We start from the raw sequence: 15,595 nt of genomic DNA, 5'->3' as shown, positions 1-15,595 counted from the left end.
ATCAAATTTGTGAAATAGATTGAGGAAATCAATCAATAATCAGCAAATGCACCTACACTCATATTTTGATGCGTGTGTTTTGCTGAATTTTTTTGAAAGAGTGCTGAAACGATTCAGCTAGCCGTTCAGTAAGGTTCAGCTGCGCACTCGAGGGATAGAACACATCAGCGCTCTGTTGCTGATAAGCAGAATATAAGAGGCAATTATGCTCCAGTTAACTATTCAGGATATCACGCTTAATCAATCGCATTCCTCAAAGCAGGATGCGATCCGCGCGATTGCACAGCAACTCTCAGATAAGGGGTTGGTGGCCGACGGGTACGTTGAAGGTATGCTCAACCGCGAAGCGCAAAATTCAACCTTTCTTGGAAATGGAATCGCGATCCCACATGGCACAACAGACACTCGCGATATGGTTAATCATACTGGCGTTGCCATCCAACACTTTCCTCACGGCGTTGACTGGGGCGACGGTAATACGGCATACATCGCGATTGGTATCGCTGCAAAATCTGATGAACATCTGGGCATCCTGAAACAACTGACGAAAGTGCTTTCCGCAGACGGTGTTGAAGAACGCTTAAAAAATGCCGGCAGTGCCAATGACATTATTGCACTGCTGAACGGTGAAGTTCAGCTTGAAGCTGATTTTGACGCATCCTTGATCCAACTCTCCTTCCCTGCCAGTGATATGGTGCAAATGACGGCGGTAGCGGGAGGCCTGTTAAAAAATACTGGATGTGCAGACAATGAATTTGTCGCTGAACTCGTGACCAAGTCCCCCACTCATCTTGGACAAGGACTGTGGTTAACCAGTTCAAACAAAGCGGTCAAACGTACCGGTATGTCACTGGTTACCACAGCAAATCATTGTGAATATGAAGGTGCACCTGTGAAAGGCTTAATCGCTTTTGCTGCATGCAACGCTGCACACCAGAAACAACTCGACATTCTCGGCCAACTGGTCTTTGAAGGTCGACAAGATTCGATTCTGAGCGCATCCGCCGATCAACTGCTTACTCTATTTAGCGGAGAAGAGGAAGCAGCATCAAATGACACGCAAGAAGCCTCTTTCGGTAACACGGCGATCTTCAAAATTCGCAACTCGCATGGTCTACACGCCCGTCCGGGAGCGATGCTCGTCGCCGAAGCGAAAAAATTCGAATCAACCATCAAGGTGGCCAATTTGGATGGTGATGCCAAACCGGTGAATGCCAAGAGCCTGATGAAAGTGATCGCCATGGGCGTGAAACACGGACATCAGTTACAGTTCACCGCCGAGGGACCAGACGCTCAGCAGGCGCTGACCGCCATTGGCACAGCGATAGAATCAGGTTTGGGTGAAGGTTGAGGTGCTGAGTATGGTCAATAAAGTCGTCACGATAACGTTAAATCCGGCCTTAGATTTAACCGGAAGCCTCGACACGCTGAATCCCGGCTCGGTAAGCCTGGTCAGTCATAGCGATCTGCATGCGGCAGGCAAAGGTGTGAATGTCGCTAAAGTCTTATCTGACCTGGGCGCACAAGTTACCGTCACCGGTTTTCTCGGCCGGGATAACCAAGAAATGTTCTGCCAATTGTTTGCTCAAATGGGCGCAAATGATCGCTTTGTGCGGGTTGAAGGCTCGACTCGTATCAACGTCAAATTAGTTGAACACAACGGTTCGGTCAGCGACATCAACTTTCCCGGCGTGACGGTCACCGAATCCGCGATGGCTGAATTTGAACGCACCCTGCTTGCGCTTTGCGAAGATCATGAGTTCTTTGTGCTCGCCGGCAGTTTGCCTAAAGGAGTGAGCCCCGAGCAGTGCGCCCGTTGGATAAAACTCTTACACAGCAAAGGCAAAAAAGTTTTATTCGACTCAAGCCGTGCTGCCTTAAGTGCGGGCTTGGACGCTCACCCATGGCTGATTAAACCAAATGATGAAGAGCTGTCAGACTTTGTTGGCCGAACACTGACTTCTGCAGAGGAGTGTCAGTCGGCGGCAATGACACTCTCCGAGAAAGGCATCGACAATATCGTGGTCTCCATGGGAGCTGATGGCGTCATGTGGCTCAATCAAAATGAGTGGTTACGCGCACAGCCTCCTCGCATGCAAGTCGTTAGCACTGTGGGTGCCGGAGATACCTTAGTTGCCGGGCTTTGCTGGGGCCATATGCAGAACCTGCCGAAAACCGAATTACTGTCGTTCGCAACGGCTTTATCTGCCCTCGCCGTTAGCCAGATAGGTGTTGGTGTGGACGACATCCAAGAAGTTCAATCCCTACAAAAACAAGTAAAAGTACAACCGCTTTCTCCAGTAGAAAGCTAAAGGACAAAGGTCGATATTATGAATATAGCGATTATCACAGCCTGCCCTAGCGGCGTGGCCAACAGCATTATTGCTGCCGGTCTGCTGGACAAAGCAGCGAAAGCGCTGGAGTGGAATGCTTCGATCGAATGCCAGTCGTCGGTACTCGATTCTCAGCCAATAAACTCAGAAAAAATCAACGATGCAGACGTGATTGTGATTGCAGCGAATACGCCAGTCGATGACACGCGTTTTGTCGGCAAGAAAGTCTACCGTGCTGACATCAGTGCATGCACTCATGACCCAAAAACGTTTCTACAAACAGCAGCGGCCAAAGCGGAATTACTCACGACTGCAACCACCACTATTTCGCCAGCTCAGGTTGATTCATCAGCCAGCAAAAAAATCGTGGCGATCACTGCTTGCCCAACAGGCGTGGCTCACACATTTATGGCGGCGGAAGCACTGGAGGAAGAAGCCACTCGTCGAGGGTATCAAATCAAAGTAGAAACCCGAGGTTCTGTTGGCGCGAAAAATCAGTTAACCGAAGAAGACATCGCTCAGGCTGATCTGGTCATCATTGCCGCTGACATTGAAGTGCCACTTGATCGTTTCTCTGGTAAATCTATGTATAAAACCAGTACCGGTTTGGCACTGAAGAAAACCGAACAAGAACTCGACAAGGCCTTCAATGAAGCCACAGTTTATCACCACAGTACTGGCACGAGCACAGGCAGTGGTGTTACTGAAGAGAAAAAAGGCGTGTATAAACACCTGATGACAGGGGTTTCACATATGCTGCCTGTCGTGGTTGCGGGTGGTCTGATCATTGCCCTTTCGTTTGTGTTTGGTATTGAAGCCTTCAAAGAAGAAGGGACACTGGCGGCGGCGCTAATGAGCATTGGCGGTGGTTCAGCGTTTGCTCTGATGATCCCGGTACTTGCAGGGTATATTGCGTTTTCTATCGCCGACCGTCCGGGTCTGGCACCTGGCCTTATTGGCGGAATGTTAGCTAGCTCGACCGGCGCAGGCTTTTTGGGCGGTATTGCCGCAGGCTTCATCGCGGGTTACTCAGCTAAATTTATCGCAGATAATGTCAAGCTACCTCAATCGATGGAAGCCCTTAAGCCTATTCTGATCATTCCGTTCATTGCGAGCTTGTTCACCGGCCTTGTCATGATTTACGTGGTGGGTGGTCCAGTGTCTGGCATCATGGCTGCAATGACAGAGTTCCTAAACAACATGGGCTCAGCGAATGCCGTGCTGTTGGGTGTTATTCTGGGCGCAATGATGTGCTTTGATCTGGGCGGTCCAGTTAACAAAGCTGCATACACATTTGGGGTCGGCTTGCTGGCCTCTCAGACTTATGCACCAATGGCGGCGATTATGGCGGCCGGTATGGTTCCGGCACTGGGCATGGGGCTGGCGACCTTCCTGGCCAAAGATAAATTTGAAGCGGGCGAACGTGAGGCAGGTAAAGCGTCCTTTGTTCTGGGGCTGTGCTTTATCTCCGAAGGTGCGATTCCATTTGCAGCAAAAGACCCTATGCGAGTCATTCCAGCCTGTATGGCAGGTGGCGCACTGACTGGTGCTCTATCTATGTTGTTTGGCGCGAAACTAATGGCACCTCACGGTGGTCTGTTTGTGCTGTTAATCCCAAATGCGATAACACCGGTACTGATGTATTTGGTTGCGATCGCTGCCGGTACACTGGTTACTGGCTTTGGCTATGCATTTATGAAAAATCGCAGTGGCAGCAAAGCCAACAAACCTGCCGAAGCGTAAATTTGCCTACCCCCGACTATTCAGGCATTCAGCACCTCCTTTCCGGAGGTGCTTTTTTATCTAACTCTCCTGTAGGCAACTACACTGTGGGAGTAAACCGTTATCACACAGCAGATATTTTCCGCCAGGTCGTGCCGCGCCAATAGAGTGCAATTGCCACATGACCGTTCACGCATTTGGTGCAATGAGGTAAAGCACGTTAAGTATATTCATGATTATTAAAGCGTACTTGGATTGGCTTAAATCTTGTAGCGGGTACCAAAAAGGAAAATACATTGCACTGTTTCAGGGAGAACCAAGATGCAAGATACTCTTACCGTTGTACTCGCCGGAGGAATGGGATCACGACTCAGCCCTCTCACGGATGACCGCGCCAAACCTGCCGTCCCCTTCGGAGGGAAATACCGCATCATTGATTTTACGTTAACCAACTGCCTTCATTCCGGCCTACGACGTATTCTTGTCCTAACTCAATATAAGTCGCACTCACTACAAAAGCACTTGCGTGACGGCTGGTCTATTTTTAACCCAGAGCTGGGCGAATTTATTACTGTAGTGCCCCCACAGATGCGTAAAGGTGGCAAATGGTACGAAGGAACGGCTGACGCGATCTACCATAACCTGTGGTTGCTCAGTCGCAGCGACGCTGAGTACGTAGTTGTGTTATCTGGAGACCATATCTATCGCATGGACTATGCCGCCATGCTACAAGAACACAAAGAAACGGGTGCCGAGTTGACCGTTGCGTGCATGGACGTTTCGGTAGATGAAGCCAGTGCGTTTGGCGTTATGGCGGTTGATGACTCGCATCGTGTCACCTCATTCGTCGAAAAGCCAGACAATCCCCCTTCAATGCCAAATAACCCCACGCGTAGTCTGGTATCAATGGGTATCTATATTTTTAATATGAGTACATTGCAGGCAGCACTGGAAGAAGACGCCCATCTAGAGGATTCGAGTCACGACTTTGGGAAGGATATCATTCCGAAACTGATCGGTCAGCAAGGCGTCTACGCTTACCAGTTCGGCCGGGATAAGGGACGAGTCGCGGCAGATAAATACTGGCGCGACGTGGGAACCATTGACTCCTTCTATGAAGCTAATATGGACTTGCTCGAGCCGGTTCCTCCGATGAATCTCTACCAACCCAACTGGGCAATACGAACTTATGAACCTCAGCTACCGCCTGCCCGAACGGTCTCCTCAGGTTCGGGGAATGAAGGAATATTCATTAACTCCATGATTTCTAACGGGGTCGTTAATTCCGGAGGTTCTGTTCAGCACTCGATCATTTCATCGAGTGTTAAGATCAATGATGGCGCCACAGTCGTGGACAGTATTTTATTTGACGATGTCGAAGTCGGCGCAGGTTGCCAGTTGGTCAACTGCATTATAGACAAGCACGTGAAGATCCCGCCCGAGACTCAGATAGGTTTAAACCGCCTGGAAGATGCGCAGCGTTTCCATATCTCAGAAAAAGGAATTGTTGTGGTTCCGGAGAGCTATCAATTCTCTTGAAAAAGAGTAGTAGAGCGAATCTTGCGTATCAATAAAAGAGCCACCGTTTGGTGGCTCTTTTTTACTTCGGATTAAGGACAAGTCACTTCGTCCCAGAACCAGTTTGACTGGGTTGGTGTATCCCATGTTCCAGGATTGTTTTTCGCGACAAAACATTTGCTGTTGTACGTCACGGTATCGCCGTTGCTAACTTGAGTGACACCCGGCTCCCACTGAATTACCGTACCACTTCCGGTGTCACCGCCACCGTTATCTCCGCCATTGTTGCCACTGGAAAGATCGGCCAGTGGTAAGTCAGGTTGTTCAAACTTGAAGGCGTAATCCACGCCGTTGATCTTCACGCTGTAGTTCGCAGGGCCAGAGATTGGCAGGTAGTACACCATATCCAGTTCATACGTTCCTCCAGCCGGTAGTTCCTTCCATGATGGCAGTGAGAACGCAACACGGTGCATCGTACCATCTAAGCCACCAATATTGTTACCACGGCTATGGCCTGATGCAATCACCTGTAAGCCGCCTCCCGACTGATCTTTTGCGTTGTCCGGTGTCGATACAGGAATATCAAACTGGAACTCTGTGCCACCAGGGATGGATTGTCCGGTGTTGTTGGTAAACGTGATCTTCGGATTAATTGGGTAGTTTTGATCACCCACTTTGAACCCGCCAACAGACACTGCAATATCCACTGCTTCTGTAGCAATAGCACCCGTGGCAACTTTATTTCCGTAAGGTGTCGCCGATTTGAACTTATCGTAGATAGCCTTGGTCATGGTGTTACCCATGTGATACTCACCATTGCCGGTTGCACAAGCCTGTTCCGTTTCATCAACACTGGTGCGATTTCCATTGGCATCCAGAACATAGCAGTTGTAGTCACCCGCCAGCTCCCAGAACATGATACCGCCAATTTCCTGGTCAATAACGTAGTCAGCTTTAACGTTGACCGACGCTTCATCTTCGGTCGAAAGGAAAACCTTCTTATCGTTGTTCCACAGCCATGGTGCCACCGCTACGCTGTCGTAATGACGGGTGTACTGACCAACCAATTGATCGGTTGGGTCATTAACTGGATCCAGCTTATACGCTTCTGCGTAAGAACCCCAAATGCCTTTCTCAAGGTTTTTGGCATGCCACATCGGGTTAGAACCAGCCCCCATTTCGTTGCCTTTAGGATCGGTGTCGTGCCACATATTGTCGATGCCGACAGCACCGTAACCACAGTTGTTTTTCTCGCCCTCCCCAGTACCTGCCGGGCATTCAGACTGATTTGGTAGTGCTGCACGGCCCCACAGGCCATCAGTGCCACCCGTTACACCTTGCCATCCGCGAGTATAATAAGGAACGCCGATATTGATACGGCCCGCAGGCATAGAGCCACGGAAATAGTGGTAAGCCCAATCGGTATTCAGGTAACCAATACCACCGTACTGCGCTGTGGTGTAAACACTCCACTGAGCCAGCTCTGAATCTTCACCAGTATCATACAACGCCGCATTATGTCCCACGTGATCGTTCCATGCACCATGCAGGTCATAAGACATGATGTTGACGTAGTCAAGGTATTTGGTCACATCAAACGTTTCCATACCACGCAGCAGATAACCCGAAGACGGCGCCGCGATAGTCAGCATATAGTGGTGACCATCTTGAGCCGACGCTGCATCCAGCTTGGCGCGAAGAACTTTCATTAACTCTTGATAAGACGCCCACAAATATTGGCGACGTGGTTCCATGAAGTCTTTGTCATATGGGTTGCCCGCCCCCGCCATGGACGTTGGGTATTCGTAGTCGATATCCAAGCCGTCAAACTTATATTTACGCATCATTTCGACAGCAGACGTCGCAAATTTCTCAATACCGGCATGGTTGATAGAACCATCTGCATTGGTTGTCATGGTGTAGAAACCACCATCTGCAATACGCTCACCATTGGTGTCAAAGTGACCGCCAGTTTCTGCCCAGCCGCCGATCGAAATCAGGGTTTTCACATCATAGCGCTCTTTGTAAGTTGCCAGAGCGCCAAAGTGACCTTTGAAACCAAGGGCTGGGTCAATATCAACGCCATTCCACTCTTTGCCTACAGCGGCGTTGTTCGGGTCATTAACATCACCGATATTCACTTTTCCGTCTGAACCGATGCTGACGAAGGCATAGTTAATGTGCGTCAGTTGTTCCCATGGAATGTCTTTCACTAAATAGGCAGCTTGAGGATCATCACCGCTACGCCAACTGGTAAAGTAACCAATGACACGTCGAGGGTGATCGACGCCCATTTTCTCACGGCCTTCCTCATCATAAATCGTACAGTAAGGAACGTTCACACCTTCGGTCTGATACAGACCATCCGGGCGACAATTTGCAACACTCGGTGCGCCATTCACGGTAAGCGTCACCAGAGACGAATCTGTACTGGCGCCAAGGTTATCCGTCGCTTTCGCGTAAACAGCCAAAGCACCGCTTTGCGTCGTCGTATAGTCCAGTGAGTACGGTGCACTGGCAACTGTACCGACCAATGTTCCGGCTACATAGAAATCAACCTTGTCAACACTGCCATCGGTATCAGCAGCATCAGCCGTCAAGGTGACCACCTCTCCCAATTCAACTTGTGTCGCAGATACTGCAACGCTCACCGTTGGCGATTCATTACCAGGCTGCGAAGACGATACTGTCAGCGTCACCGAACTTTCTGGGCTAACGGCGTCTTTATCATCATATGCCATCACAGCGAAAGTATGACGGCCTGCGGTTGCCGTCCAGGACGCTGAATATGGCGCACTGCTGACTTGCTGCACCACCACGCCATCAACCATAAAGTCGACGCGCGCAACTGTACCATCAGTGTCTTGAGCACTTGCAGAAAGAGTGACAACGTCACCCTCGGTAATTTGATCTGAGGCTAACGGACTGAGTAGCGAGGCGCTTGGCGACTCATTCGGGTCGATTGGCCCGGTATCGCAGGTATCAATGACTTTCCAGTGTGCGTAATCACCGTTTGAGGTTTCTGGATCATTTGCCTGAGTCCAGTAGTTTGCCTGGTAGACGGTACCGTTTTGTTGTACTTGTTCGCCGCCGTTGTAGATTGTTCCTGCATCCCATTCTGGAACGCCAGTACAATCAACGGCTGCGTAGCTGCCGAATGCCATCAAGCAGGATGCTGTCAAAGTGCTGAGCGTAAACACGCTTTTGCCTACTTTTCCGTTACGATGCATAATTGCCTTTCCCTTAAGTAGTTGTTTCACATAAAAATAAATATTCTCAGTTCTGTAAGAACACTTAAAATCTCAAGTAAAACAACTCTAGGAGAGTTAACGAAAATTACACGCAAAATATGTGATATTTATATAATCACTCGCAATATATTGTTGTGGCAATGTAACGCCACCCTACTTAATTTGCATCGATAACTTATTTTCTTTTATTTTGAGCATCTAAAAAAAGCCCGCATTTCATGATGAAAATGCGGGCTATTGGAGCGAGATTGACTAGATCTCTATAGGGGTTAAGAGAATTATGCATCAAACCAAATTGTTAAAAAACAGTAAACAACCAACAGGTTAGTTTCCTCTTTTATAAAAGTTGCGAGTCAGTTCGCTCTCACTCCACTTGGTGTCTCGTTGAAATGACGTTTGTACTCACGACTGAACTGCGACGAGCTGGTATAACCCACCAAACGTGCCGCATCATTCACACGACGTCCTTCAAAATGAATCAGTTCTCTGGCCTTATTGAGTCGCACCTTTTTGATGTATTGCAATGGTGATTCAAGCGTCACAGAGCGAAAAGCAGTGTGAAACGCGGAAATACTCATGCTTGCTTCTTCCGCTAACGCCTGAACCGTCAGTGTGGACGAATAATCTTTGTGAACTTTATTGAGCGCTTTGGCAACCCGTGCATAGGCCCCCTCATGCTGCGCCAGATCAAACAGCACGTACCCCTCTTCGCTGGTCAATGCGCGAAACACCATTTCCTCCAACAGTATTTCTCCCAACATTTCGGCCTCCAGATCATCACACAGTGCTTCCACCAGACGCTTGCAGGAACTCAGCATCCTGTCATTCATATGAACGGATCGTAAACCAGGCCCCTGTTTATGTCCCGTGCGCGGAGAGTGGCGATAACCAATAGCCTCAAGTTTGTTCACCATACGATGTAGCAGTTTAGGATCAATATCGATATTGAGTCCCAACAGCGGTTTACCATCCACAGCATGCGCTTCACACTCGAGCGGCATCGGAACCCCCACCACCAGATAGTCCTCTGGCCCGTAACACACGGGCACATTGCCGATATGTATATTCTTACATCCCTGGCCCAAAATAATGATGCCAGACTGATAAACAAATGGTGTGCGCTTATTGCCCGTGCTACTGCGATAAACCGTTACGCCGCGAATCGCCGTCGGTGCAATTCCTTCCAGCTCATCAAGATGATGTTTGTCTATGTACACTTGCAGCAGTTGACCAAGACTTTTCATAAGCCCCTCCCTATCGAACTGTACAATAGATTATCGAATTTGTAGAAATAGGCAATATAAATGGAGAAATTGGTATTTAAAGCTCCATCCTCAAGGACTAATATGCACACATTCCATTTATGAAAATCCATTGCACACCATCAAAAAGGGAAAGTAATGAACTTTACATACGTCAACCCAACACAAATCATATTCGGTCAGGGGCAAATTTCATCAGTCGCGACGACAATTCCTCAGCAGCAAAAAGTCCTGGTTATTTATGGCGGTGGCTCGATTAAGAAAAACGGCGTTTACGATCAGGTTGTCGACGCCCTACAACATCATCAGTGGACTGAATTTTCCGGGGTTGAGCCGAACCCAACCAAAGAAACTCTGGACAAAGCGGTAGCTATCGCAAAAGAACAAGCGATCGACTTTATCCTTGCCGTCGGCGGTGGATCCGTCATTGATGGTTCCAAGTACGTTGCGGCGGCGGCAAAGTATGACGGTGATGGCTGGGACATCATGACCCGGAAACACCAGGTGACGGAAGCCCTGCCGATTGGCGCTATCCTCACACTGCCAGCAACCGGTTCAGAATCCAACATGGGGGCGGTGATCACCAAAGCAGAAACCCACGATAAACTTCCGTTTATGTCTCCGGCGGTTCAGCCTAAGTTCGCCGTCATGGATCCAGATGTGATGAAAACCCTGCCTGAGCGTCAGTTGTTAAATGGTATCGTTGATGCCTGGGTTCATGTTTGTGAACAATACCTGACCATGACGGGTGATGCGATGGTTCAGGATGGCTACGCAGAGGTATTATTGCGTAACCTTAAAACTCTGGGTGAACAGTTCGACCAACGCGACAATGACACCTGGCGCGCCAATCTGATGTACTCCGCCAACCAAGCGCTCAATGGTTTGATCGGCAGTGGTGTGCCTCATGACTGGGCAACGCATATGATTGGCCATGAGTTAACCGCTCTGTGGGGCGTCGATCACGCACGCTCGTTAGCAATTATTCAACCATCGTTGTTGAGAAATCAGCTTGACGTGAAACGCGCCAAACTCGAACAGATGGGTCGCAATGTATTTGGATTGGCTCAATCCGCTCACCTGGCCGAGCAAACTATCGATGCCATAGAAGCCTTCTATCTTTCGTTGAACGTACCAACCAAACTGACGGAACATGGTGACGATAAAAACGCAGCCATCGAAGCGGTGATTTCCCAACTCGAAGCGCACGGTATGACCCAACTTGGTGAACATCAGGCAATCACGTTGCCCGTTTCGCGTAAGATCCTTGAAGAAGCCATCGCGTAAATTCAAATAAGTATGAATTATCAGTCGCTTTTAGCCACGTAAGCGATAAAATAAAAAGCAGTGTACAAAACGTACACTGCTTTTTTATTAACGGAGCACCTATGTGGCTGGCAATCGGACTCACAGCACTTATTCATATTCTATCTATTGATCGTGGCCCTAAATGGATCTTTTACCTATCCAAACCAACACCCATAGTGTTGATGATGGCGGTTATCTTCCATTCCGATATTGCCTCACTGGGATACGCGCAGTGGATTCTTGCAGGCTTAGTTTTGTCCGCTATCGGGGATGTGTTTCTGATGCACCCTAAAGACAAGTTCGTCCCCGGTTTGCTGAGCTTTTTACTGGCGCATATTGCCTATGCCATTGGGTTTTCTGAGTTTGCCAACCCGCAAATCACTCACTGGATTCCTATCTTGTTGCTGTGCAGCGGCGTGATCGTGTTTCTTTTCCTGCTGCCAAACCTTGGCAATATGGCCATTCCGGTGGCCTTCTATATCTTGGTCATCATGGTTATGACATGGTGCGCGATGGAATACTGGCACGACATTGGCAGTCAGTCAGCGAGCCTTGCCATGATGGGGGCGTTCATTTTCATGTTGTCTGATCTAGTGCTGGCGATTGACCGTTTCCGCTCAACCTCAAAATTTTCCCGCCACGTCATCATGGTTACATATTACACAGCACAAGCTTTAATTACGCTCTCTGCGGTCGCGCTTTCTACGCGGGTTCTGACGTTTTAACCAGGTAGCGATAAATTAAATCATCGTATAAAACGCCGCCAATTTGGTAGGCGTTTTTCTCTCTCTCAAATAACTTAAAGCCACATTTTTCCAACACCTTACGTGAAGCGATGTTGCCGTCTGTGACGATCGCCGAAATTTTTTCTACCGGGAAATTTTGCTCAACATGCCTGACTAAAGCCACCAACGACTCGGTGCCATAACCCAACCCGTGGGACTCCGGCAATAGCATATAGCCAATCTCGACATCCGCTTCGCCTTCTTCTGAAACGCATAACCCGGTTACGCCGATTGCTTTCCCAGACCATTGTTCACGAATAACCAGACACAACCAATGTTTTGATCCCCACTGCCAGACAGGCAAGCGTGACTCAAACCGACGGCGAATGTCTTCAACTTCCGGCTTATCAAATGCATATCGAATCACTTTCTCATCTTGATGAAGACGCTGAAACAATGCCCAGTCGTCCTTTGTTAACTGAGTCATAGATAGTCTGGCTGATTCAATATTGAGCATAAAATTCTCCGGTTATTGGGTATAGTCCTTGAGTGCCTGAGTTGACTGAATAAGCAATGTTTCCAGGCGGAAACGATTGACTGAATAGTCCTGGCATGCGGTTTTGCTGGTTTCGATATCACGACACAATGCCATCAGAGTGTTCAGACCCAGACTCGCCGCCGACCCTTTGAGTTTATGTGCCAGCGCTGTCACGCCATCCTGATCATGCCTGCAAGCGGACGCGTCCAGATAAGCAACGGTTTGTTTAGCTGTCGTCTCAAACATACTGATGATTTCCTGAACTTTATCAAGTCCTAAAATACGAATATCAGAGTCAATCACCGAGGTATCCAATATTACATCATCATCATGGCTTTCATTGGGCGTGTTCTCAGCCCCTGCTGTTACGTAATTTCCTGCCAATGCTTGCTGGATAGAATCAGAAAGTTCATCTTTATCCAAGGGTTTGGGTAAGTACCCATCAAAGCCTGCTTCTAAGTAGGATTCCACCTCTTCACGAAACACATGTGCAGAAACAGCCACATACTTAGTGACAACGTCACTAGAAATGGACAAATCCATCTCACGCAGTTCTTTCAGCAACTCAACACCATTGATGTCCGGCAGGTTGATGTCCAGCAAGACGATATCAAAACGGTGAGCCACAAAGGCTTCTTTAGCCTGATGTCCATCTTCAGCCAGAGTCACGTCATGGCCAAGACTTGTCAAAAAGCCTTCAGCAACCAGACTGTTAACATCATTATCTTCTATCAGCAATACCGAAGCTTTCTTGTCCGCGCTATATGGCGTTTCCTGCTGTTGCTGAGAATGCCCCTGGGTCAGTGGAATGGTAAAGCCGAACCGACTTCCCTGACCCAGTTCCGATTCAACAAAAATCGCGCCGCCCATGGCCTCAACGATACGCTTACTAATGGCAAGACCTAATCCAGTTCCGCCTCTGCTGGAGATACCACTTGACGCCTGGGTAAATGCGTCAAATAAGGTTCGTTGTTCTTCGGCTGAAATCCCTACCCCTGAGTCGCTAACATCAAACAATAACTGCCCTTGGTTATCTGGGTCTTCACTGATGTAAACGTCCACATAACCGTTTTCAGTAAATTTAATTGCGTTGCCAATCAAATTCGTCAGGACCTGGCTGATGCGTGTCCTATCCCCGAACCAATCATGAGCAAGTTCGGATTCCAATGTCACGGTCAACTCTAATCCTTTTTCTTCCGCTCGTCCTTTGTACAACTCGGCAACGTCAGTCACCATGCTGCGGAGATTAAAATCGTCTGGCCTAATTTCGAGATATCCGGCTTCAATTTTCGAATAGTCCAGGACGTCATTGAGGATAGCCAACAAGGTCTTGCCGCTGCGATTGATCACATCGACATAGTGACGTTGCTTCCGATCCAGCGAGGATTCCTGCAATAGACGCGCGGTACCCAATACCCCATTCATCGGCGTACGAATTTCGTGACTCATCGTGGCGAGAAACGCCGATTTTGCGCGGCTGGCCTGCTCCGCATCGGCTCTGGCCTTGGCGTGATTCGTCACTTCCTGATTCAACTGCTGATTGGCCTGCTGAAGCTGGCCGGTTCGTTCCGTTATCAACTCTTCCAGATGCTCTTTGTGTTGCAGCAGCTCTCGCTTTGCCTCCGCTTCACTTTCCGCCACGATCTTTAATGCCTGAGCGGTATTTCTGGCGGTGATAATCGCTCGTCCCATTTGCGCCAGTTCGTCATGCCCCTCAGCTTCAATATCCAATTTAAGCTGGCCTTTTGCGATGGATAACAACGCTTGCGAATACCGGTTCAAACGTTTAACCACTGAAATGTAAACCACTTTCCAGACAATGATGACCGCCGCCAACAGACCCGCTAACGTCAGCGCCAACAAAGCGATCTGAGCAAGCTGTAAGGTGCTTTTCAGTTCCGATATGGCTTGAGTTGTCGTCTGATTTGACGCATCCACCAATTGATTAACGGTGGTGTTAAGCGCTGAAAACTGCGCTAGCGTATCTTGCATTAATTGATGAAGTTGCTGCTCATTGTCATAGCGCTGCTGTAAAACATCAAACAACAGCTGCTTCTGTTCCAGTTGCCGCAACAATTGAACCATTTGCTGTGATCGAGTCGGATCCTCAACCGCCTTAACACGCCGCATCATGATAAGGAGGTTCTCAGAGAACGCCTGTCGAATGTGCTGAATGCGTGAAGCATCAGTCACAGTGCGAGTTTCCTCAATCTGATTGAGCATTTTAAACGCAAGCAGGTGCAATTCATGCAAACGTTCAGAAAGATCGAGATCGACTTCCACCAGCGCATCAAGGGCTTTATATGCTTCGGTGGTATCTTGCTTATCCAACAGATCATAGATGTGCGTGACATTGGCCACGGCAATAGTGCTGGTATTCAAAACCTGTGTGCGGGTCAGTTGCTCAAGCTCCAGGCCGATCTTACGCATCTCCTTCACTCGTTCATTCAGGTCTTCAGCAAGCTGAAGTTTTTCTTCCACCAACACTCCCAGGTTCGCCAGAGTATCAATGATGTTTTGCACATCGGCAGCCAGTTTATCGAGCAAACCGGCATCAAAAGAATCGGAACCCAGCGCACCGATATGTTCAAGGAGAGTTTGAAGTTGGCTGAACAAAGCGTCGCCGGATTGTTGACGCTGTACCTCGGTTTTTGCATTTGACAATACCTGAACCGACGCGATAATCCGGGAGCTTAATTCCGCGACCTGACGCGCTTCGATCATTGCCGGGATCGCTGAATTCACCACGTTGCGCTCTGTTCTGGCGACCGATGAAAAGCCAAACATCCCAACTAAGGCTGAAGATAATACCAGCAGCGCCATAATCAAAAAGGCGAACAACAATTTCCGACCGATGCTGGCTCTGGCTAATAACATTCTGAAACTTCACTTCTTTACACAGCGGGAATACGCTATATTTTTGCAGTGTTTACACTGC

Annotated in this window: 10 protein-coding genes; 6 read left to right on the top strand and 4 right to left on the bottom strand. The window is 48.7% G+C overall.

The genetic code is table 11. The annotated features are described in order from the left end of the window. Nucleotides 1–205: 205 nt before the first annotated feature. The 4 genes from fruB (at nucleotide 206) to glgC (ending at nucleotide 5,594) form a co-directional block, all read left to right on the top strand. Nucleotides 206–1,351 (top strand): fused PTS fructose transporter subunit IIA/HPr protein, encoded by a 1,146-nt coding sequence (gene fruB, locus VPR01S_RS10265; protein WP_021705257.1) that lies wholly within the window; start codon nucleotides 206–208, stop codon nucleotides 1,349–1,351. A 10-nt stretch (nucleotides 1,352–1,361) separates the two neighbouring features. Beyond that, nucleotides 1,362–2,312 (top strand): 1-phosphofructokinase, encoded by a 951-nt coding sequence (gene pfkB, locus VPR01S_RS10260; RefSeq protein ID WP_040902581.1) that lies wholly within the window; start codon nucleotides 1,362–1,364, stop codon nucleotides 2,310–2,312. A gap of 18 nt (nucleotides 2,313–2,330) precedes the next feature. Continuing rightward, nucleotides 2,331–4,076, top strand: a complete 1,746-nt coding sequence (gene fruA, locus VPR01S_RS10255) for a PTS fructose transporter subunit IIBC (RefSeq protein ID WP_021705255.1) — start codon at nucleotides 2,331–2,333, stop codon at nucleotides 4,074–4,076. 300 nt (nucleotides 4,077–4,376) lie between these two features. Further along, complete coding sequence (gene glgC, locus VPR01S_RS10250; protein WP_021705254.1) at nucleotides 4,377–5,594, top strand: glucose-1-phosphate adenylyltransferase; 1,218 nt, start codon at nucleotides 4,377–4,379, stop codon at nucleotides 5,592–5,594. 71 nt (nucleotides 5,595–5,665) lie between these two features. On the opposite strand, the gene VPR01S_RS10245 is transcribed toward glgC, so the two are convergent. After that, nucleotides 5,666–8,803, bottom strand: coding sequence for a chitinase C-terminal domain-containing protein (locus VPR01S_RS10245; protein ID WP_021705253.1), 3,138 nt, complete (start codon nucleotides 8,801–8,803; stop codon nucleotides 5,666–5,668). 374 nt (nucleotides 8,804–9,177) lie between these two features. Continuing rightward, a complete protein-coding gene (locus VPR01S_RS10240; protein ID WP_021705252.1) occupies nucleotides 9,178–10,068 on the bottom strand; it encodes an AraC family transcriptional regulator in 891 nt (296 codons plus the stop codon). A 156-nt stretch (nucleotides 10,069–10,224) separates the two neighbouring features. On the opposite strand from VPR01S_RS10240, the gene VPR01S_RS10235 reads away from it, so the two are divergent. Together VPR01S_RS10235 and VPR01S_RS10230 are read left to right on the top strand one after the other, a co-directional pair. Then, nucleotides 10,225–11,373, top strand: a complete 1,149-nt coding sequence (locus VPR01S_RS10235; RefSeq protein ID WP_021705251.1) for an iron-containing alcohol dehydrogenase — start codon at nucleotides 10,225–10,227, stop codon at nucleotides 11,371–11,373. Between the two features lie 101 nt (nucleotides 11,374–11,474). Next, nucleotides 11,475–12,119: a lysoplasmalogenase gene (locus tag VPR01S_RS10230; RefSeq protein WP_021705250.1), complete on the top strand. Its 645-nt coding sequence runs from the start codon at nucleotides 11,475–11,477 to the stop codon at nucleotides 12,117–12,119. Here VPR01S_RS10230 and VPR01S_RS10225 read toward each other — a convergent pair. Then, complete coding sequence (locus VPR01S_RS10225) at nucleotides 12,097–12,636, bottom strand: GNAT family N-acetyltransferase (RefSeq protein WP_021705249.1); 540 nt, start codon at nucleotides 12,634–12,636, stop codon at nucleotides 12,097–12,099. The two genes, VPR01S_RS10230 and VPR01S_RS10225, sit on opposite strands and share 23 nt — an antisense overlap. A 12-nt stretch (nucleotides 12,637–12,648) precedes the next feature. Continuing rightward, complete coding sequence (torS, locus tag VPR01S_RS10220; RefSeq protein WP_021705248.1) at nucleotides 12,649–15,534, bottom strand: TMAO reductase system sensor histidine kinase/response regulator TorS; 2,886 nt, start codon at nucleotides 15,532–15,534, stop codon at nucleotides 12,649–12,651. Between the last annotated feature and the right edge of the window lie 61 nt (nucleotides 15,535–15,595).

It is taken from the genome of Vibrio proteolyticus NBRC 13287, assembly GCF_000467125.1.
Lineage (GTDB): Bacteria > Pseudomonadota > Gammaproteobacteria > Enterobacterales > Vibrionaceae > Vibrio > Vibrio proteolyticus.
This window is presented reverse-complemented; position numbering and strand designations above follow the sequence as displayed.